Origin of the sequence: Streptomyces xanthophaeus, assembly GCF_030440515.1 — a bacterium.
GTDB lineage: Bacteria > Actinomycetota > Actinomycetes > Streptomycetales > Streptomycetaceae > Streptomyces > Streptomyces kutzneri.
Map to the genome: position 1 here is coordinate 7,309,439 of NZ_CP076543.1, position 19,529 is coordinate 7,328,967.

Annotated in this window: 22 protein-coding genes; 12 read left to right on the forward strand and 10 right to left on the reverse strand. The window is 69.9% G+C overall.

The window, feature by feature from the left end; genetic code table 11:
* The first annotated feature begins 13 nt into the window (after positions 1–13).
* The 9 genes from KO717_RS32610 (at position 14) to KO717_RS32650 (ending at position 6,976) form a co-directional block, all read left to right on the forward strand.
* The gene (locus tag KO717_RS32610) at positions 14–817 is read left to right on the forward strand and encodes an alpha/beta fold hydrolase (protein ID WP_301373041.1); all 804 of its coding nucleotides are present in this window, start codon (positions 14–16) and stop codon (positions 815–817) included.
* Entirely contained in the window at positions 817–2,103 is a 1,287-nt protein-coding gene (locus tag KO717_RS32615; RefSeq protein ID WP_301373042.1) for a PP2C family protein-serine/threonine phosphatase, read from the forward strand. Before KO717_RS32610 ends, KO717_RS32615 begins: the two co-directional genes overlap by 1 nt.
* On the forward strand, positions 2,100–2,459 hold the full coding sequence (locus KO717_RS32620) for an STAS domain-containing protein (RefSeq protein WP_301373043.1): 360 nt from the start codon (positions 2,100–2,102) through the stop codon (positions 2,457–2,459). Before KO717_RS32615 ends, KO717_RS32620 begins: the two co-directional genes overlap by 4 nt.
* Before the next feature lie 150 nt (positions 2,460–2,609).
* Positions 2,610–4,046, forward strand: coding sequence for a pectate lyase family protein (locus KO717_RS32625; RefSeq protein WP_301373044.1), 1,437 nt, complete (start codon positions 2,610–2,612; stop codon positions 4,044–4,046).
* A gap of 125 nt (positions 4,047–4,171) precedes the next feature.
* Positions 4,172–4,699, forward strand: a complete 528-nt coding sequence (locus KO717_RS32630; RefSeq protein ID WP_301373045.1) for a SigE family RNA polymerase sigma factor — start codon at positions 4,172–4,174, stop codon at positions 4,697–4,699.
* Positions 4,696–5,403 carry a hypothetical protein gene (locus KO717_RS32635; protein WP_301373046.1) on the forward strand — a complete coding sequence of 236 codons (708 nt, stop codon included), beginning with the start codon at positions 4,696–4,698 and terminating at the stop codon, positions 5,401–5,403. The genes KO717_RS32630 and KO717_RS32635 overlap by 4 nt, the downstream gene beginning before the upstream one ends.
* 329 nt (positions 5,404–5,732) lie before the next feature.
* Positions 5,733–6,308, forward strand: a complete 576-nt coding sequence (locus KO717_RS32640) for a DUF5994 family protein (RefSeq protein WP_301373047.1) — start codon at positions 5,733–5,735, stop codon at positions 6,306–6,308.
* Positions 6,309–6,313: 5 nt separating this feature from the next.
* Complete coding sequence (locus tag KO717_RS32645; protein WP_301373048.1) at positions 6,314–6,502, forward strand: hypothetical protein; 189 nt, start codon at positions 6,314–6,316, stop codon at positions 6,500–6,502.
* A 201-nt stretch (positions 6,503–6,703) separates the two neighbouring features.
* Entirely contained in the window at positions 6,704–6,976 is a 273-nt protein-coding gene (locus KO717_RS32650) for a hypothetical protein (RefSeq protein ID WP_301373049.1), read from the forward strand.
* Between the two features lie 6 nt (positions 6,977–6,982).
* On the opposite strand, the gene KO717_RS32655 is transcribed toward KO717_RS32650, so the two are convergent.
* The 5 genes from KO717_RS32655 to KO717_RS32675 form a co-directional block, all read right to left on the reverse strand.
* Complete coding sequence (locus tag KO717_RS32655; RefSeq protein ID WP_301373050.1) at positions 6,983–8,155, reverse strand: HTTM domain-containing protein; 1,173 nt, start codon at positions 8,153–8,155, stop codon at positions 6,983–6,985.
* The gene (locus KO717_RS32660; RefSeq protein WP_301373051.1) at positions 8,145–8,888 is read right to left on the reverse strand and encodes a DUF5819 family protein; all 744 of its coding nucleotides are present in this window, start codon (positions 8,886–8,888) and stop codon (positions 8,145–8,147) included. The genes KO717_RS32655 and KO717_RS32660 overlap by 11 nt, the downstream gene beginning before the upstream one ends.
* A gap of 111 nt (positions 8,889–8,999) precedes the next feature.
* On the reverse strand, positions 9,000–10,181 hold the full coding sequence (locus tag KO717_RS32665; RefSeq protein WP_301373052.1) for an ice-binding family protein: 1,182 nt from the start codon (positions 10,179–10,181) through the stop codon (positions 9,000–9,002).
* 517 nt (positions 10,182–10,698) lie between these two features.
* Positions 10,699–10,872, reverse strand: coding sequence for a hypothetical protein (locus tag KO717_RS32670; RefSeq protein WP_301373053.1), 174 nt, complete (start codon positions 10,870–10,872; stop codon positions 10,699–10,701).
* A gap of 28 nt (positions 10,873–10,900) precedes the next feature.
* On the reverse strand, positions 10,901–11,257 hold the full coding sequence (locus KO717_RS32675) for a PRC-barrel domain-containing protein (RefSeq protein ID WP_301373054.1): 357 nt from the start codon (positions 11,255–11,257) through the stop codon (positions 10,901–10,903).
* Positions 11,258–11,590: 333 nt separating this feature from the next.
* On the opposite strand from KO717_RS32675, the gene KO717_RS32680 reads away from it, so the two are divergent.
* Positions 11,591–12,460, forward strand: a complete 870-nt coding sequence (locus tag KO717_RS32680) for a helix-turn-helix domain-containing protein (RefSeq protein ID WP_301373055.1) — start codon at positions 11,591–11,593, stop codon at positions 12,458–12,460.
* 69 nt (positions 12,461–12,529) lie between these two features.
* Here KO717_RS32680 and KO717_RS32685 read toward each other — a convergent pair whose 3' ends face one another.
* Complete coding sequence (locus tag KO717_RS32685) at positions 12,530–12,898, reverse strand: PRC-barrel domain-containing protein (protein ID WP_030724781.1); 369 nt, start codon at positions 12,896–12,898, stop codon at positions 12,530–12,532.
* Positions 12,899–13,198: 300 nt separating this feature from the next.
* Here KO717_RS32685 and KO717_RS32690 point away from each other — a divergent pair, with 300 nt between their 5' ends.
* Positions 13,199–13,642, forward strand: a complete 444-nt coding sequence (locus KO717_RS32690; RefSeq protein WP_301373056.1) for a hypothetical protein — start codon at positions 13,199–13,201, stop codon at positions 13,640–13,642.
* Positions 13,643–13,685: 43 nt separating this feature from the next.
* On the opposite strand, the gene KO717_RS32695 is transcribed toward KO717_RS32690, so the two are convergent.
* The 4 genes from KO717_RS32695 to KO717_RS32710 form a co-directional block, all read right to left on the reverse strand.
* Positions 13,686–14,267 carry a DUF2231 domain-containing protein gene (locus KO717_RS32695; protein ID WP_301373057.1) on the reverse strand — a complete coding sequence of 194 codons (582 nt, stop codon included), beginning with the start codon at positions 14,265–14,267 and terminating at the stop codon, positions 13,686–13,688.
* Between the two features lie 136 nt (positions 14,268–14,403).
* Positions 14,404–14,871, reverse strand: coding sequence for a hemerythrin domain-containing protein (locus tag KO717_RS32700; protein ID WP_301373058.1), 468 nt, complete (start codon positions 14,869–14,871; stop codon positions 14,404–14,406).
* Between the two features lie 195 nt (positions 14,872–15,066).
* Positions 15,067–17,307 carry a catalase gene (locus KO717_RS32705; protein ID WP_301373059.1) on the reverse strand — a complete coding sequence of 747 codons (2,241 nt, stop codon included), beginning with the start codon at positions 17,305–17,307 and terminating at the stop codon, positions 15,067–15,069.
* A gap of 108 nt (positions 17,308–17,415) precedes the next feature.
* Positions 17,416–18,039, reverse strand: coding sequence for a flavodoxin family protein (locus tag KO717_RS32710; protein WP_301373060.1), 624 nt, complete (start codon positions 18,037–18,039; stop codon positions 17,416–17,418).
* Positions 18,040–18,380: 341 nt separating this feature from the next.
* On the opposite strand from KO717_RS32710, the gene KO717_RS32715 reads away from it, so the two are divergent.
* Entirely contained in the window at positions 18,381–19,427 is a 1,047-nt protein-coding gene (locus KO717_RS32715; protein ID WP_301373061.1) for a YihY/virulence factor BrkB family protein, read from the forward strand.
* Positions 19,428–19,529 lie beyond the last annotated feature (102 nt).

Here is a 19,529-nt window from a genome sequence, read left to right on the forward strand (position 1 = left end):
ACAGGATGACGGGATGGATATCCTCCGCAGGAACAACGTGAAGGTCAGCGGATCACCCGGCAGCCCTGTGGTGATGCTGGCGCACGGGTTCGGCTGTGACCAGAACATGTGGAGCCTGGTGGCCCCGGCCCTGGCCGGGGAATTCCGGGTGGTCCTGTTCGACTACGTCGGGTCGGGCGGCTCCGACCCGTCCGCCTGGAGCGCCGAACGCTACGGCTCCCTGGACGGATACGCCCGTGACGTGGTCGAGGTGTGCGAGGCCCTCGACCTGCGGGACGTGGCCTTCGTCGGGCATTCGGTCAGCGCGATGATCGGGGTACGCGCGGCGGCCTCCGCCCCCGAGCGGTTCTCCTCCCTGGTCATGGTCGGCCCTTCCCCCTGCTACATCGACGACGACGCCTACCGCGGCGGCTTCAGCGCCGAGGACATCGACGAGCTGCTGGAGTCGCTCGAGTCGAACTACCTCGGATGGTCGGCCACGATGGCACCGGTGATCATGGCCAACCCCGAGCGTCCGGAACTGGGGGAGGAGCTGACCAACAGTTTCTGCGCCACCGATCCGGCGATCGCCCGCGTCTTCGCCCGCACCACGTTCCTCTCCGACAGCCGTGACGACCTGAAGTCGGTGGGCGTACCGACGCTGGTACTGGAATGCGCCCAGGACGTGATCGCGCCGCGCGAGGTCGGCGGCTACGTCCACGCGGCCATCCCCGGAAGCCGCCTGATCACCCTGGACGCAACGGGTCACTGCCCCCAGCTGAGCGCTCCCGAGGCCACCACATCAGCCATCCGCGCGTTCCTGCGGGAGCTACGGTGATGGGGTGCACCGCCCAGAACCCTGAGCGGCCCGAGGGCGAAGAGTCCGCCACCGACGCGGTGTTCTCCTCCCTGCTGGAGGACACCGCCGAAGAGCTCTACGAATCCGCCCCCTGCGGCTACCTGTCCACCCTGATGGACGGCACCATCGCCAGGATCAACGGAACGCTCCTGGACTGGCTCGGCCTCACGCGCGAGGAAGTCGTGGGCCGGAGACGCTTCACCGACCTCCTCACGATCGGCGGCAAGCTCTACCACGAGACGCACTTCGCTCCGCTCCTGCGGATGCAGGGAAAGATCAGCGAGATAGCGCTGGAACTCAAGGCGCCGGGCGGCGGGCGTCTCCCGGTCCTGGTCACCTCCCTGGTGAAGACGAGCGGCGACGGCGAGCCGACGCTGGTCCGCACCACCATCTTCGACGCACGACAGCGCCGCGCCTACGAAGGCGAGTTGCTCCGCGAGCGTCAGCTGGCGGACGAAGCCCGCCGGCGGGCCGAAGCCGACAGGGAGCGGCTGCGTGAAGCACTCGCGGTGCTGCAGCAGAGCCTGCTCCCCGCTGCCCTGCCCGCGGTGCCCGGAATGGAAGCGGCCTCTTACTACCACACCGCCTCCGTCGACCGGCTGGGCGGAGACTTCTACGACCTGTTCCCGCTGGACGACAAGCGCTGGGCGTTCTTCCTCGGCGACGTCTGCGGCAAAGGTCCTCAGGCTGCCGCAGTGACCTCCCTGACCCGCTACACCCTGCGCGCCGCGGCCCTCCACGACTCCGACCCCGTAGCCGCGCTGTCCACCTTGAACACCGTGCTGCACGAGCGGTTCACCAACGGGGACCCGCGCTACTGCACCGCGATCTTCGGTGTGATGGAACCCGACCCCAGGACCGGAACGGTTGCCGTGCACCTGGCGTCCGGGGGCCATCCCCCCGCACTCGTCGTGCGTGCCGACGGCCGGGCCGAATACCTCCCCACCCCCGGCGGCCTGCTCATCGGAATCCTGCCCGATGCCCGCTTCACCCCTGCCGCGACCACGCTCGGCCCCGGCGACTGCCTCCTCCTCTACACCGACGGCCTCACCGAAGCCCGCGTCGGCACGAACCGCGAGCTCTACGGCGAAGACGCCCTGCGCACTTTCACCGCCGGTCTCGCCCCTGCAGGGGCACCTGAGCTGATCACCGCCCTCACCGGCCTCCTGGACGGCTTCGGTGAAGGCCTGGACGACGACACGGCTCTGCTCGCCCTCGGCGTGCCCCATCCCATCCCCGGTACGCGAGAGCACGATCTGACATGAGCGCCCTGACGATCACCGCCCGAGACGCCACCACCGGCCCCGTGCTGGAAATCGCCGGCGACCTCGACTACGACCAGGCCCCCCGCCTTCGACAGGCCGTGACAGAGCTCGGCCTGGAGCCAGGACAACGCCTCGTCCTGGACCTCTCCCGCATACAGTTCTGCGACTCCAGCGGCATCACCGCCCTCATCGTCGCCCGCAACCACGCTGTCGCGGCCCAGGCGGACATCGCCCTGGCGGCGGTCCCCGACAACACGATCCGCATCCTGCGCATCGTCGGACTCGACCGGGTCTTCACCATCCACCCCGACGTCGGCACGGCCACAGCACACCGGCCGGCCACCAGAAGCCCCTGATGGCGCCGGTGCCGTAGGAGGTGCCCGTTCGGGACGGTGCGACCCGGCCGCCGAAACAGCGGAGGCAATTCGGCGGTGCCCGGCAACCTTTCCGGCTCCGGCGGCAACTGAGGGGTGAACAGCGCACCTCATCCCAAGGAGCCACCGCCCATGTCCGCTTCCCCGCACCGCCGCCCGACCGGACGTCGAAGGCTCGCCCTGGCCGGAGCGGCCACCCTGCTCGCCGCCGGTCTGGGCGCCGTGCCGCTGGTCGTGAAGGCCGATGCCGTGGCACCCGCCGACCTCGCCCACGGCGTGCTGCCCGCCCGGGACGGCTGGGCCGCGAGCGGCTCGGGCACCACCGGCGGCAGTGCCGCGGACGCAGCTCACGTCTTCACCGTCTCCACCCGCGCCGAGCTGGTGAGAGCCCTGGCCGCGGGCCCGGCCGGCGCCCCGCGGATCGTCCGGGTCAAGGGCCTGATCGACGCCCGTACCGACGACAGCGGGAAGCCGCAGAGCTGCGCCGACCACGCCGCCGGTACCGGCTACTCGCTCGACTCCTACCTCAAGGCCTACGATCCCGCCGTCTGGGGCCGTGCCAAGGTGCCGTCCGGCGCCCAGGAGGACGCCCGCAGGGCGGCCCAGGCCAGGCAGGCCGCCCGCATGGTGTTCACCGTGCCGGCCCGTACCACGGTCATCGGCGTGCCCGGCACCGGAGCGGGCATCACCGGCGGCAGCCTCGTGGTGAAGAACGCCGACAACGTGATCATCCGTAATCTGTCGCTCACCGACGTCCGGGACTGCTTCCCGCAGTGGGACCCGACCGACGGCTCCACCGGCAACTGGAACTCCGCCTACGACGCCGTCAGCCTGCGCGGCGCCACCCATGTCTGGGTCGACCACAACAGCTTCTCCGACGACCCGCACCCGGACTCCGCCAACCCGGTCCGCTTCGGCCGTGAGTACCAGGTCCATGACGGCGCCCTCGACATCACCAACGCCTCCGACCTGGTCACCGTCGGATACAACACGTTCAGCAACCACGACAAGACCATGCTGATCGGCAGCAGCGACAAGGACACCGGACTGCGGGTGACGCTCCACCACAACGTCTTCCGGGGCATCGTCCAGCGCGCCCCGCTCGCCCGTGTGGGCCGGATCCACCTGTACGACAACTACTACGACACCACGGCATCGGAGGGCTACGCGCACAGCTACAGCATCAACTCCCGTGCCGGCGCCCAGGTCGTCGCGCAGAACAACTACTGGAAACTCTCCTCCGACCGGAAGACCTCCCAGCTGCTCAGCGGCGACGGCACCGGAGCCGTCGCGGGCAGCGGCAACCTCGTCGGCGGCGCCCCCTTCGACCTGGTCGCCGCCCACAACGCCGCCGGCTCCGGGAAGAAGATCAAGACCACCGTCGACTGGCGGCCCACCCTCACTGCCGGACTGGAACCCGCCGCCGGACTGCCGGCCGAGCTGGCGGCGAAGGCGGGCGCCGGAGTCCTCACCGAGACCGGCGCCAAGGCCGCTCCCGCCCCCTCCGGTCCGGCCGGCGGACCGGGCCGAAACCTCGCGGCGCCGAACACCGACGGCCGGACGGACTGATGGGCGTCACCGTGCCGACCAGGCCCCGGCGAACCGAAGCGTCCGAACGAACGCCCGAATGGACTGCTACGCTCCGGCAGCTGTCCGAGAACGCCCCCGCCGCACCGAGAGGCCGTACCGAGGCCATGGCCGAAGACGAGGCGGCCGCGGAGTTCCACGCGTTCTTCGAACGCCACCACGCCGAACTCTCCCGCCTGGCCTACCTGCTGACCGGAGAGGCGGACGACGCCGACGACCTTGCCGCGGACGCGATGGTCGCGCTCTGGCACCGCTGGGACAGGGCCCGCCGTGCCGACTCCGCGGCTGCCTACGCCCGCGGGATCGTCGCCAACCTCGCCCGCGGCCGGATCCGGAGCACGGTACGCGAGCGGCGGCGCGTCCTGCTGTTCTGGTCGCACCGCCCGGAGCGGACCGACGGCCCGGACCTGGCCGCCGTCATGGACGTACGGGCCGCACTGGACATGCTGCCGTTCCGCAAACGCGCCTGCGTGGTACTGCGCTACGCCTTCGACCTCTCGGAGAAGGACACCGCGGCGGCACTCGGGATATCGGTGGGTACGGTGAAGAGCCAGACCTCGAAGGGGGCGGCGGAACTGCAGCGGCTGCTCGGCACCAGGGCCGCCGGCGAACTGGTGGGAAGGGGAAGCCGGTGACCGACGAACTGCGCGGCCTGCTGCGCGAGAGCACCGGAGCCCACCTGCCCGACCGGGCCCGCATGCTGGCCCGGGTCGAGCGCGGCATGGCCGGTCCTGGTACCGCCCGCCGGTCGCGGGACCGCGAGCGCACCCGCGCCCTGTCCTGGCCGAAGATCGCCCTCGCGACCCTGGCCACCGCCGCAACCCTGACGGCGAGCGCCCTCACGGTGGTCGCCGCCGTGCACGACCCGGACCCGCCCCGGAACCCGTCCGCCGCCGCCCCGTCCGCCGCCGGCCGAGCGGTGCCACCGACGGCCGCGGGCAGCCGGACCGAGGACGGTCCCCTGTGGGCCGACGGCTCCGTCGACCCCCACAGCAACGCCTACTGGGCACAGAGCAACGTCACCCTCAAGGCGGGGAAGCCGCTCACCGCGCTCGTCGTCGAGCTGCGCATCGCTCTCACGGAGGGGGTGAAGGACACCGGTAGCTGGCGGACCCGCCCCGCCGCGGACTTCGACCTCTCCGCCCGCCGGGAAGGTGGCTTCCTCGTCTACCGGTGGACCCTCAAACCCGGCAGGACCGTCCCGCCCGGCGAGCACGTCTTCGCCGGCCAGTACGACCACGCCGCCGGCGGACGCGACGCGAAGGACGACACGTACCGGATCGAGGCCACTGCCGACACCGCGAAGAGCGGCGCCGCCGTATGGGGCGGGTTCGCGTAAGCCACCTGTGCGGAGGCGGTGGCCGGCATGGGTGGGCAGGAACGAGGCGGGCACGCGAGCGATGACGCCACCCTCTTCATGATCGAATGGCGCGGGGGCGCCGCCGACCCCTCGCGGTTTTCGACCGAACGCCTCGAAGCTGGGGAGTCCGGCGGTCCTCTCCGGCGCCTCCGCCGGGAAATACCTGGTCACAACGGCTATTGCCCATCGAATGGGCGTACAGTCGAAGGACCGGAAGTACTTCGAGCACCCGCTTCACGCAGGTGTCATTTCCGGCGATCGCCTAAAAACCGGGCTGCCGACGGGCAGTCCGGGGGCAGGTCCGCACCATGACCACCACCCTCGACCGGACCGCGCCCCGCGATCTCGCAGCAGAGTTCCCGGCACGCTTGTCCCTCACCCCGAAGACCACCCTCGCAGGTCAGCTGGACGGTGCCTGGTGGCCCCGCTCGCGTGACCTCGAAGCCGAGCTCCCCGCTCTCGCCGCCGCTCTGGAGGAACCGTGGGGGCGCGTCACCCGCGTCACGGTGAATCCCACCCGCTGGCCGGTCGTCCCGCGCACGGTCGCCGTGGCCGGGCATGTGCTGCATGTGGGCTGGTTCACCGAGCAGGACCCCGACAAGCTGATCCTGCTCTCCTACACCGTCGGCCGCTGGGACCTCCTGGTGATCCCGCCCGAGACCGAGCCGGCGGCCGCGGCCCGGCTGATGGCCGCCGCCGCGATCCCGGGCAGCGTCCTGACCGCGGGCGTTCTGATGGCCAACGAGAACGTCATCGGGCGCGGCATCCGGGACACCCGCCGCCGGGAAGCCGCCTGGGAGGGCGAGGGAGGGGCCTGCATGTCCCCCTTCGGGGAGCCGATGGGACGAAGTGCCCTGCCGCGGTCCGGGAACGGCTGGAGGTGAGCTCCGTGGAGACCGTCGTCCTCATCGCAGTGATCATCCTGATGATCGGCGTCGCAATGCGCTGGATCCAGGTGCTGAACGCCCGGAACGACGCGCAGATCGAGGCCTACCGCTTCAGTGACCCCCGGCCGAGGCCTCCCGGCCTGCCGGACGACACCGGTCGTCGAGCCCACCACCCGGGTGCCGACCGGTGAGGAACGGATCTTCCTCCGACCGGGGGCAGCGGCGGGGCGCCCCGGCGCCCCGACCCGCCGGCCTCCTCACCCCCCTCAACGGCAACACCCGCCTACGCGTAGGACCCCCGCCGGCACCGGCGCACACTCCGACGAGATCGGAGAAGCCCCGACCGGACCCGGAGCCCACCCCACCCCCCCCACACACGAAAGGGCGCGGTCATGGCCACACTGCGCGAACGCAAGACCTACCGCGACCAGGTGCTCCGGGTCCTGTACGAAGCCGTCGAAGGCAACCGCCTCCTCGGCATCACCGGAGCACAGCTACGGCGCGACCTCCACGTACCGGAAGAGGACCTGGCCGCCGCCTGCACCTACCTGGCGGGCGAAGGGCTGATCACCGTCGACTGGGAACCCGGCAACACTCCCTCGATGGTCACCCTCACCCATGAGGGAATCCGGCACATGGAAGCCGATGAGGAAGAGCACGGCTGAATCCCCTCACACACGTGAGGGATGCTTCGAGCTGGGTTCGCCGGGCCTGCCCTGCGGAGGTACCGATACGGATCCCGCCGCTCGGCCGGGTGCCGGCCGCCACATCCCCGTGCGCCGTGCTGCGCGTCGCCACAGGCGAGGCAGGAACGCGTAGAAGCGGTCGGGAAGGAACACGGCGTCCGCAATGATCATCGCGCCGGAGAAGAGAGGCAGTCCCAGGAGCACCGCGATGCCGATGTGCATGCACAGCAGCACGGTCAGCACGGGGTACTTGAGCCGGCCGAAAAGTACGAAGGGGAAGGCGACCTGCAAGAGCACCGTCACGTAACTGGCGACCGCGATCACCATCGGGTACCCGTCCACGAGGTGGGAGAGCGCGGGCCAGGGCTGGAAAAGTTCGAGGTTCAGCGCGTAGTGGAGAGCGGTGCCGCCGCCCCACGTCGGGCCCTGGACCTTGTACAGGCCGGCCGATCCGTAGAGGAAGCAGACCTGTGCCGCGATGACGAGCATGCCGCAGTTGTGCACCACCGTCGTCAAGGTGTCACGGGCATCGTGCAGTTGCTGCGCGGAGAAGCTCCTCACCGGTTCCGGTGCGTCGCCCGCACGGGCTGCCTCGAGCCGGTTCCTGCGAGCGTCCAGGGACCAGCGCCGACCGCACGCGGTGAGGACGAGGTAGAGGGCCATCAGCAGGATCAGGTTGTCGCCCCCGTCCGTCATGAAGATCGATCTGGCATGGAACGAGGTCACCACGACGGCGAAGAGGACGGACATGGCCCGGGTCCGCCAGCCCAGCATGAACAGCGCGGACGTGACGAGGGCCGTTACGTAACAGAGTTCGAAGTAGGCGCGGCTGTCGGACAGGATCAGGAGGCTGTTCCAGCCCGTCTGGTCGAAGAGCTGTTGTGCCAGCGCCGGTGTCCAGGGGGAGCCGGGGCCCCAGATCTCGTCCCGGTGCGGGAACTCGCGCAGCAGGAAGACCAGGTAGAGCAGCCCGTAGCCGATGCGCAGAACCGAGGCGGCGTACAGGGAGACCGGCCGGTCGGTGAGAAGCGCCCACAGAGCGCCGATCCGGTCGAGGAGCCACTGGTGGGCCGTGCCGGCGGCCGAAGTCTCCTGGACCGCAGACCGGTGCAGGGTGGCCGCCGTGGAAGGGGGCTGGGGGATCTGTTCACTTCCCATGGGAGTTCACCTTCCACCAGGGCAGGAGCCGGTCCTCGGTGGGTGCCGGCGGGCGGTTCCCGGCCGCTGCGCCGGGCGCAGCCACGGGCAGAGTGACGACCCGGAGCTGAATGAAGTCGAAAGCACCGCCGTCGTTGTGGGCGGCGACGCGGTCCGCGGCGATGTTGCGCAGGTACGTCTGCAGCATCACGGCGCGTTCCGAGCGTGCCGTGTCGCTTCCGCCGTGTGTCTCGACATAGGAGGTCCAGGCGCGGCGCAGAAGGTTCTGGGACGTATGGCTCGGAAACAGATTGTGGTCGACCGCGGAATGGTCGACGGCAGCCAGGTCGAGCCAGGGGGTCACCTGCACCGATCCCTCGGAGTCGGTGTGCGCGGTTCTCGCCAGGATTTTTCGGTTGAAGGAGTCGGGGTCCGGGGCGAAGAGCCGCCAGTTCTGTTCGAAGAGCGGGTACACCCATCCGTTGACCTGCGAGCTGTAACGCTTCGATACGGGGTTGGCGGGGGCCACATGAAGGAATACCAGGACGACGTGGACCAGTGTCGTCACCAGGCAGAGGGCCACGGCGGTGCGCAGCCCGGCTTTCACTGCGCGAACTCTTATGGGCGGCTTGCCCGGCATGGCCGCTACGTCATGACGCTGTTGGGGTACCGGACCGGAATCGGAGTGATGAAGCTCCTTCACGCCCGCCGATTCAATTCCGCTCGACACCGCGGCCCACCCGGTCTTTCTCATGTCTGCTGTCTGCCTGAGGTCTCTGCGACTCTCACCTGCGGCGCGCGGCGGATCCGATGAGATCCCGCCGCGCGCCGTCATCCGATGAACGGGCTTCGTGCAGCCTGCTGCCTAGCCCTCGTGGCCGTGGTGACCCTCGTGGCCCGCGGGCTTGTTGCCGTAGCCGTAGTGGTCGCCGGGCTTCCCGTCGTGGCCGTGGCCGTGGCCGTGGCCGTGGCCGTGGTCCGGCTTGCCGGGGCCCTCGTCGTGCCCGTTGCCCGGCCCGCCGTGCTCCGGCCCGTGGTGCTCCAGGCCGCCGTGGTCCGGTCCGCCGGGTCCGCCGTGCTCCGGTCCGCCGGGCTGACCGCCGTGCCCGCCGGTGACGTTGCCCCCGGTGATGGTCCCGCCGGTCGTGTTGCCGCCGGTCGTATTGCCACCGGTCGTGTTCCCGGCCGTGTTGCCCGCGGTGTTTCCGGAGGTGTTGCCGGCGATGTTCCCCGAGGTGCCGCCCGACACGAGGTCGACGATCGGTCCGCCCAGGAGGCCACCACCGATCAGACCCACGGTCGTACCGGTCGTCGATCCGGCGGTCGGCGTTCCGGTGGTTCCGGTCGTCGTGCCGGTGGTCGTACCTGTGGTCGTGCCGGTGGTCGTACCGGTGGTCGTGCCGGCGGTCGTGCCGCCGGTGGCGCACCCGCCGAGGAAGATCCGGTTGTTGTCCATCGTCACTTCGCCGTTACGGGCCAGGGCGCGGCCCTCGATGTTCGTCCCGGTACGCAGGAAGATCGAGGTCAGGGCCATGATGGTGCCCACGAAGGTGGTGTTGGTGTTGAGCTCGGCCGAACTCCCGATCTGCCAGAACACGTTGCACGGCGAAGCGCCGTTCGTGAGGAGGATCCGGCTGGAGGTCGCCGTCGTCAGGGCTGCAGGAATCTGGAACACCCAGACCGCGTTGGGGTTCCCCCCGGCATTCAGGACCAGGTCGCCGGTGAGTCCGACGCTGCCGGCGGGGTCTCTCGTGTAGACGCCTGGAATCAGCTCTGTGGGGCCGGACGTTCCCGAGCCGATGGCCGCCGGAAGGTCGAAGTCCTCGGCCTGGCCGGCCGCGTTGTTGTACGCGATGATCAGATCGCTCTTGGCCTGGAGGGCCTGGGCATCCGCAGGGTGCACGGCGCCGAGGACCAGGCCGGGCGGGAATCCGGTGATGGCCGGGTTCGGGTGCGTCCCGAGGTCGTGGTCGATCACCGTGGGGCCGGTGTTGGTGACTCCCTGACCTGCCAGAACGGAGTAGCTGGCGGTGGTGCCCAGAGGCACGGCAGTCGCGATGGCCAGGGCCTGCGTCGGCAGTCGGCGACCATGACAGCGGAAACCGTTACGGCGACGGCCGAGGCCAGCCAGCCGGAAAAGGTGCGGCGCTGAGTCGCGTGGATTTTCAGCTTCATCGAGGGGGGCCCCTTCCTATGGGGGCCGTGGCATACCGGGCTCCTACCGATCGCCCGGGAAGCCTTGTCGTTGTCGCCGCATATTACGCAGCAATATTCACGTGGCAAAAACAGGCAAGGGGGAGGAGGGGGAATTAAAAGCATATTCAACACCGCGGGCGCGTTGAAAATACCAAAATTCACCGCGCCTATCATGTGATGGTCCCCCGCCGGATGGGTCCGGATTAACTCGCACGAGGCTGGGTCGTTCATATGGAAATGCATTCAAACTCGCCATGGGTGAGAAGTGCCGCCAGGGGGGTGATTTCACGAGCTTGCCGGACGGTGGGCGCGCCGACGGCCGGTTTCCCTCTCCGGCAACACCGGGTGGCCGAAGCCCCGGAAGGGTCTCAGCGGAGCGTGCGGTGGTGCCGGCCGGAACGCCGGATGTGCAGGACCAGGTACACCAGGGCGCCGATGAACACCGCAATGCCGATGATCAGCAGATAGAACAGCCCTTCGGCGACGGCGCCGATCAGGCCCAGCACGATCGCCACGATGACGAGAATCAGGAAGAGCGTCATGACGTGGGGCACCTCCTCGAAGGGCCGGTCAGCGGCGGGCGAGCTGCCGCTCGCCGTTCACGCCGGGCTGATAGGGCAGGCCGTAGTGCGCGAAGACCGCCGCCTCGTCCTCGGCGGGCAGGACGTCGTCCGTCCCGATCGCCGGGCACTTCTTCACCAGCGACCTGTCGTGATCGACCTTGACGTAGCCGGGCCCCACGACCGCGCCGGCCAGCGGGACGAAGACCAGGTGGCGGCGGGTGGGCAGCCCGACCAGGACGGTTGCCATGGCCGGCTCGTCGGTGCCGGTGTCCACGTAGACCGCCTCCAGCACCCCGATCTTGCGACCTGCGGCATCGACAACATCGTGGGTACGCCACTCCCGGATATCCGCGATCCCGATCATCCCGAGCGCCCCTTTCCCGCAACGTTGCGCCGACAGGCGTTGTACTTTTCCGCCTGCTCCGCAATGCCCGCCCGCACCAGCCCGGACACCCCGCAACGTCGTATGGCAAGGATGAACTGCTGAGCGGATAAGCGGTCGTTTCCGGCGGACGGGTGGAGGGGGCGTGGCATTCGGGTGAACTCTGCCCGGGCTGTGCACGCGGCTGCGTTCGCGCCGCGTGACACTCGACGGCGGGGTTCGCTGATCACCATTCCGCGGCGCATGCGTTCACCCGGGCCTGGCCGCGGCAATGTCTGTGGCTGTAGACAGTCCCGAGCCGGAGGTGGTCCGCCCGTGGCGGTGAACGGAAACCCGACCGTCAGGCGACGCCGTTTGGGAGCGGAGCTGCGCCGGCTCCGTCTGACCCGCGGTCTGACCAGTACGCAGGTGGCCGAGCACCTGTCGATCTCCCAGCCCAAGGTCAGCCACTTGGAGACCGGCCGCCGCGGGATCAGCCCGCGCGATGTGCGGGACCTGTGCGGCCTCTACGGGGTCACGGACCAGCAGGTCGTCGACTCGTTGCTGGAGATGGCCAGGGAATCGAACCGGCAGGGCTGGTGGGTCGCCTGCGGGGAAGTCCCGTACGCCGTCTACATCGGCCTGGAGACGGCAGCCGCTTCTGTCCGTTCCTACGAACCCCTCGTGATCCCCGGCCTGCTGCAGACACCCGCCTACGCGGCAGCGGTCACCGCTGAAACGATCCCTCTGGCCACGGAGGAAGAGATCGCCGTGCGCCTTGAGGTACGGCTGCGCCGTCAGTCCCGCGCCCACCACCCGGCCCGGCCCTTCCGCTTAGGGGTCGTGCTGGACGAATCAGCACTGCGCCGTGTGGTCGGCAGCCCCGAGATCATGCGCGAACAACTCGAATACCTGAACCGCCTCGGCGAGCAGCCGCACATCACCGTGCAGGTCCTCCCGCACAGCGCGGGAGCCCATCCGGGAATCTCTGGACAGTTCTCCATCCTCGACTTCCCGGACACCGCCACGGGGACGGTGTATCTGGAGCGGTTCACCAGCGACCTCTACCTGGAGAAACGATCCGACGTGCGGCACTACGGTGCCATGTTCGACCACCTTCAGACCCAGGCCCTGACCCCGGAGGACAGCCGCCGCTTCATCACCCGTACCGCCAAAGCGCTGCCTCCCCGCCGATGGGGGCGCTGAACCCCCGGGACGCGGCGAGCCCGCACCCCCGGTGGGAGGTGCGGGCTCGCTCGGATCCGGGCGCCGGGATCAGGCGGGGCGGCCGCCGAAGGGGGCGCCGGTGCCGTAGTAGGTGCCCAGCTCTTCCCGGTAGCCGGCGTCGCCGAGGTGCTTGTCCCGGTGGAACTCCGGGGCGGCCTTGATCTGTTCCTTGGTGCCGGCGACGAATACCTTCCTGTCCTCGGGGTCGATCCTGACGACCGTGCTCGCCGGCAGCAGGACCTCCTTGCCGAAGATCCATACGCCGGTGTCCACGACCAGGTAGGCGTCACCGACCTCGTCGGAGTGCTTGTCGACCTTGCCGATGTTCCCGTCGGTGGCCTCGACCTTGTAGCCGGTCAGGTCCGTACCGGCCAGGTGGCCCGCGGTCGGCTGGTAACTCCACACATGTTCAGTCACGCGAAAACAACTCCTCCGGTCAATGGGGACGGCGGGGAAATGCTTCTCCGCCGATCCTCCTTGTTCCGTACGCCGTGCTCGGCGGATGTACTGCGCTCCGCCTGGACTTCGCCTGCCCCGCTTTCACCGCATCACGCACCCGGATCGAATACGGGACGGGGACGGTCCCCGCCCTGTGGTGCCTGGGCTGCGCGTCGGGCGGGGGGATCCGCCCGTTCTCCGAGGGAATCCGCGAGGCGGCCTTGCTCCGTACGGCTCAATCGACGGCTCGGGAGGGCGCCTGGAGGGCAGGAGATCACCATGGACAGCAATCGCGAGATGGACCCGGAGCACCGGGTGCCCGAGGGCGTCGACGAGAAGACACTGCGCGCCCTGGGAGCGCTCTCGAAGGCTCTGGAGACCACGGAGCGGGCCCGCGGACACCTCTACGGATTCCACCAGCTGACCGGCACCGCGGACTTCGAGCTGGGCGACGCCGTCCGGCTCCTGCGCGAGGCGGGCCACGAGGAGCAGGCCGCACGGGTCGAGCGCGACATCGTGGGCCGCAACGTCATCCCGGGCCACTGGACGTTCCAGATCATCGAGGCCTACGACGCCACCTACCACCGGCCCTTCGCCGCGATGGAAGGCGACATCGTCGACGAGCTGGCCGGCGGGCGTGAGCACCTCCTGGAGGCCCGCTTGAAGACGATCCGCCGCACCCACGGCCATCCGGACCACACCGCCACGCCGCCCGCCTCCTGAAACGAGGGCCGAACCCGGAGGGAGCGGAGTTCGCCGGAGTCGCTCACGCCGCCGGGTACCCGCCGACCGCCCGGCGATGGGCCACGTGCCCGCCCAGGGCGCCGGTGAGGGCGACGGCGGCCAGCCCGGCGAAGGACCACAGCCGGCCCTTCGCCGGGCGGCCGCGCAGCCGCGACGTCAGGGACACGGCGTAGCAGGCCACCGCCGCCGCGTTCGAGGCCGCGTGGGCCAGGCCGACCCGCGCCTGTTCGGGAGGCAGGTCCGCCCAGTCCACCCAGCCGGCCACCGCTGCCGGGGCGATCCCGGCCAGTCCGACGGCGGTGAGGGTCGTGCTCGCCCGCTGCGTCCCGGGTACGACGTCCAGCACGGCGGACGAGAGCCAGCACCCGATGGGTACCTGCACCAGTACGGGATGCAGCGGGTGCCCGAGCGGCCTGCCACGCAGCAGATCACGCATGCCGCCAAGGGGGAGTGCGCGGATGCCCCGCTGGAGCACCCGGATCGCCGGATCGGCGACCGTGGTCCGTTCGAGCCGGTCCAGCGCGGTCAGCCACCGGGTCGAGGCAGTGCCGAGTGCCGAGGTCCGCCCGGTCACGGCAGGGGCGTCGGGGGTGTGTGCGTTCATACTCGACGACTACCCGGTGTCACGCCGAGATCCCGCCCCGGTCCCCACCGGCACCCGAACGACCGGCCACCCGCCGGGGCGGTTGCGCGGGCATGTCCGTGCTCTCGGATCCCGGCCGTCCGGACGGCCGTAGTGGTCATGCGCTGGGGACGGCCAGGGGATCGGACGGGGCGGTCTTCTTCGCCGCTTCCATCTGTTCGCCGAGTTCGGTGAGGCGGTTGCGGCCCATCGCCTTGCGGACCTCGGGGAACCACTCCTTCTCCTCTTCCTCGACGTGGTGGCGGACGTTTTCCATGAGGACCGTCATCTTGGCGTCGAACCGCTCGTCGCTCGCGTCGAGACCCTTGAGCTCGGAGAGCATCCACAGCACGACGTGGTGCTCCTCGATGCTTTCGAGGACGTGGTCCTTGGTTTCGGGGTCGGCCTCGCGGGCAGCGGGGTAGAAGATCTTCTCCTCGATCCAGGTGTGCGTGGTGAGTTCCTCGATCACCTGGTCGGCGATCTTCCGCTTCGTGGCGTGCGCGTTGTCTCCGGCCTTCTCGAACTGCTTGAACAGCTTCTCGACCGTCTTGTGGTCTTCCTTGAGCAGTACGATCCCGTCCACCAGGTCTCCTTCGATCATCCATCGGGGGTGCGGCCGACCGCCCTGACCCCGTGTACCCGGTGCAGTGGCGGTGACACTGCTCTCCGGGCGGGATGCCCCGTACAGGCGACCTTCCCTACGCCGAACGCTGACGCCTCTCCAGCCTGTCGGGCGGCCCAGGCCCAGGCCCCGGCGCGGGGCCGGGGCCGGCAGGGATCAGAGGGAGGCGGGGAAACGGTCCCAGGCCCGGTGCACGCCCAGCGCCGTCGTGAGGGCGGCCACGACCGCGCTGCCGCTGCCGGCGACGGCGATGCCCGGATCGTCCGCCGTGATGCCGCACGTTTCGAGGAGGCGCTCGGCGCCGTTCCAGCCGCCGATGGCCTTGCCGTGCCGGTACGCCTCGGTCACGAGCAGAAGTACCCGCGGGTCGGGGGCTTCGGGGGGCAGGGCAGTTCCGGCCTTGGCGTCGCGGGCGCCGTACGCGTCCGCGCCGGCCTGAGGCACTCCGGTCAGCAGGACGGCGTCGAATTCGACGGAGCGGGCGGTGGCGAAGGTCCGCTGCACGGTGATCGGGTCGCCGTCACCCTCACCGTCGAGGGTGCCGCCGGTCGGGGCGATGACGAGGGGCACCATTCCGGCGTCCAGAACGGCCTGGCGGGCCGTCCGCACGCCGTCCAGGTCGGCCGTGGCGTCGGCGACGATGCCGATCACGCGGCCGTCGGCCGGCCAGGTCCCGCCCATCTGGGAGAGGGCGGGGCTGGGGTCGGCCGCGACGAGTGGCACGGTGGCGGCGGGGACCGGCAGGCCGAGGCCCGCGGCGACCTGCTCGCACAGCTGCGGATCGATGTTCGCCAGCACCTTCAGGGTGCGTTCCTTGACGGCCTGCTCGAAGCACTTGCTCAGTTCGAAGGTGTAGGCGGCGATGATGTGTTCGCGCTCGGGCGCAGTCATGCTCAGCCAGAAGAGGCGCGGCTGGGTGAAGTGGTCCGAGAAGGAGGCGGGTGCCTCGCGGACCTTGCTCGCCTCAGGGACGGTGACGGGCACTTCGACGAAGGCGGCCGTATCGGCTCCGGCGAGGAACGGGCAGCCGCCGTCGAGGCTGTTGGGCCGGTAGGGGGCGATGCCCGTGTGGACGGCGGTCTGGTGCATGCCGTCGCGGAGCATGTCGTTGACGGGGGCGTGCGGCCTGTTGACCGGGAACTGGCCGAAGTTGGGGCCGCCGAGCCGGCTGATCTGTGTGTCGAGGTAGGAGAACAGCCGTCCTGCGAGCAGCGGGTCGTCGGTGACGTCGATGCCCGGGACCAGGTGGCCGGGGTGGAAGGCGACCTGCTCGGTCTCGGCGAAGTAGTTCTTGGTGTTGGCGTTCAGGGTCATCAGCCCGATGGGCTGAACCGGTGAGCGCTCCTCCGGCACGATCTTGGTGGGGTCGAGGAGGTCGATGCCCTCGAACGTCTGGTCCTCGGTGTCGGGGAAGACCTGGATGCCCAGTTCCCACTGGGGGAAGGCGCCGGATTCGATGGCGTCGAAGAGGTCCCGGCGATGGAAGTCGGGGTCCATCCCGCTGATCATCTGCGCCTCCTCCCAGACCAGGGAATGCACGCCGAGCTTCGGCTTCCAGTGGAACTTCACCAGCACGCTCTCGCCGGCCGTGTTGACCAGACGGAAGGTGTGGACGCCGAAGCCCTCCATCATCCGCAGCGACCTCGGGATCCCGCGGTCGGACATGTTCCAGAGGGTGTGGTGGGTGGCTTCGGTGTGCAGGGACACGAAGTCCCAGAACGTGTCGTGCGCGCTCTGCGCCTGCGGGATCTCGCGGTCCGGATGCGGCTTGGCGGCGTGGATGACGTCGGGGAACTTGACGGCGTCCTGGATGAAGAACACGGGGATGTTGTTGCCGACCAGGTCGAAGGTGCCCTCGTCGGTGTAGAACTTCGTCGCGAAGCCACGTGTGTCGCGCACGGTGTCGGCCGAACCGCGCGAGCCGAGGACGGTGGAGAACCGTACGAACACGGGTGTCTCCACGTCCTTGGCGAGGAACGCGGCCTTCGACACCTCGGCGGCCGTTCCGTAGCCCTGGAAGACGCCGTGAGCGGCTGCGCCACGTGCGTGGACGACCCGCTCCGGGATCCGCTCGTGGTCGAAATGCGTGATCTTCTCGCGCAGATGGTGGTCCTGCAGCAGCGCCGGGCCGCGAGGTCCGGCCTTCAAGGAGTGATCGGTGTCCGGCAGCCGTGTCCCTTGGGCCGTCGTCAGGTACGCGCCGCTCTGTGCCACGCGCGCCTGGTCCACCCCTGTCGCCTGCCCGGTCGGTCCCACCGTCTCGGGGCCGTCCTGGTCGGGCTTCGGCGGAAGGGGTTCCGTGGGCTCCGTCGGCTCGATCAGCTGCGGAGACCCGGGGCCGGGCCTGCCCGGCAGCCCGCTCTGGGAGGTGCCGGTCGATGACTGCTGCTTGTTCATGATCCTTCTCCTTGGGGCCGCCGGCGTGGTGGACGGGCGAGAGCCGTGACATCCCCGGTCCGGGCTGCGCGGTGCGCGGTGCGCGGTGCGCCGGGGCGGACCCGCAGGTCAGGGCGCCGGGTACGGCGCGGCCTTGAGGCGGCGGGCGAGGTGGGCGGTGTTGGCGGCGAGGGTCGAGGTCGTGGCCGCCGTCTTCTCGGGGGTCTTGTCGAGGTCCTGGTAGTCGGTTCCCTGCATGGCTTCGCCGACCCAGTAGGTGACGGCGTTCGCAGCGAGGGAGAACCCGACGTCGTTCAGGCCCTGGAAGAGGTCGGCGCCGACTTTGTGCGCGCCGTCCTCGTTGCCGACGACGCAGACCGCGGCGGCCTTGCCGTAGGTGAGCGGGCGGCCTTCGTCGTCGGTCTCGGCGATCTCCGCGTCCAGCCGCTCCAGGACCCGCTGGGCGATGCTGGACGGGTGGCCCAGCCAGACGGGCGTGGAGAGGATCAGGATGTCGCAGCCCAGGATGGTGTCCCGGATCTCGGGCCAGGCGTCTCCGTCGCCCATGTCGGTCTTCACGCCGGGCTTCACGTCGTGATCGGCGATCCGGACGGTCTTCCCGGTGACACCGTGCTCGGCGAGGGCGGCCATCGTCTGCTCGGCCAGCAGCTGGGAGCTCGACGGCGCGGGGGAGGGGGACAGGGTGCAGACGAGCGCGACAGCGCGGAGCGGCGTGTGATGGTCGGGGTCCATGGTGTGCGGCTACCCGCACATCCCTCTTTGATGTCGCAAGCGATGCGATTCGTCCCCGTTGAACCCGTCGCGCGGGTGCGGAAATCGCGGAAGCGGTCGAGGGCGCGGTCCTCGCCCGCCGGCGGCCGAAGCGCGAGCGGTTCGGCGGCGTACCGGCCGTCGCGCTGAAGACCTTCTGGTACGTCGACGAGGAAACGGCGTTGGTGACGGGCGAGTTGATGCTTCCTCGGGTCCCCTTACGTACTCACCGTCCGCCACGGCCGGATTGCGGACGCTCGACGAACCGCTCATTCGAAGGCCGGTACGGGCATGAGTTGCGCTGCGGGGGACAGTCGGGGGGTATGACACCGCTACCGAGCCCAGCTCAGGGTCGTGACCGTGATCGTGCCGACATCGGGCGGGATTCCCTCGCCGGCCCGAGCGAGCGGGTCGAGGAGCGGGTCCCGGATCAGCCTTCAGACCTGCCCGCACGCTCCTGGCGGGCGGTACTGCGCGGCACGGCCGAGGAGTTCCGGAACGACGAGCTGGCCGATCGTGCAGCGGCCCTGACCTACTACGGGGTGCTGGCGCTCTTCCCCGCCCTCCTGGTTCTCGTCTCCCTGCTGGGCCTGGCCGGGGAGTCGACGACCGCGCGCCTGCTGGACGACCTGCTGCAGCTGACGCCCGGCTCCGCCCGGGGCGTGATCACAGATGCGGTCGAGCAACTGCAGGGTCGCAGCGGCGTCGGGTCGCTGATGGCGATCGCCGGGCTCGTCGTGGCGCTGTGGTCCGCCTCGGGCTACGTGGCCGCGTTCATCCGGTCCGCGAACGCCGTCTACGACGTGCCGGAGGGCCGCCCGGTGTGGAGGGTGCTGCCCCTGCGCCTGGCGCTGACCGTCGCGGTGATGGTCCTCGCCTGTGCCGGCGCGTTGATCGTCGTCTTCACCGGCGGCCTGGCGCGGCGCGCGGGCACCGCCCTGGGGATCGGCGACAGCGCCCTGGCGGTGTGGTCGATCGCGAAATGGCCGGTCCTCGTCCTCCTCGTCACCATCACGATCGCGCTCCTGTACTGGGCGGCGCCGAACGCCAAGGGCCGTGGATTCAGGTGGGTGACGCCAGGGAGCTGCCTGGCCCTGGCGATCTGGATGGCCGCCTCGGCCGGCTTCGCGTTCTACGTCGCGAACTTCGCCTCCTACAACAAGACGTACGGCACGGTCACCGGCGTGATCGTCTTCCTGGTCTGGCTGTGGATCACCAACCTCGCCTTCCTCCTCGGGCTCGAGTTCGACGCGGAACTGGCCCGTCAGCGTGCGATAGCCGCAGGGCTGCCCGAGGAGGCCGAACCCTATGTGCGGCCCCGTGGAACCCGCGCCTGGAGCGATCAGGACCGCCGCCGCATGGAGCGGTGATCGCACAGGGCCGCGCCGCCTGCGCAGAAGGATCTGCTCGTGGCGTGGGTGCCCGTTCGTTTCCCGGGTAGGCGCGCGATGAGAACGGAGTGCGCATCGCAA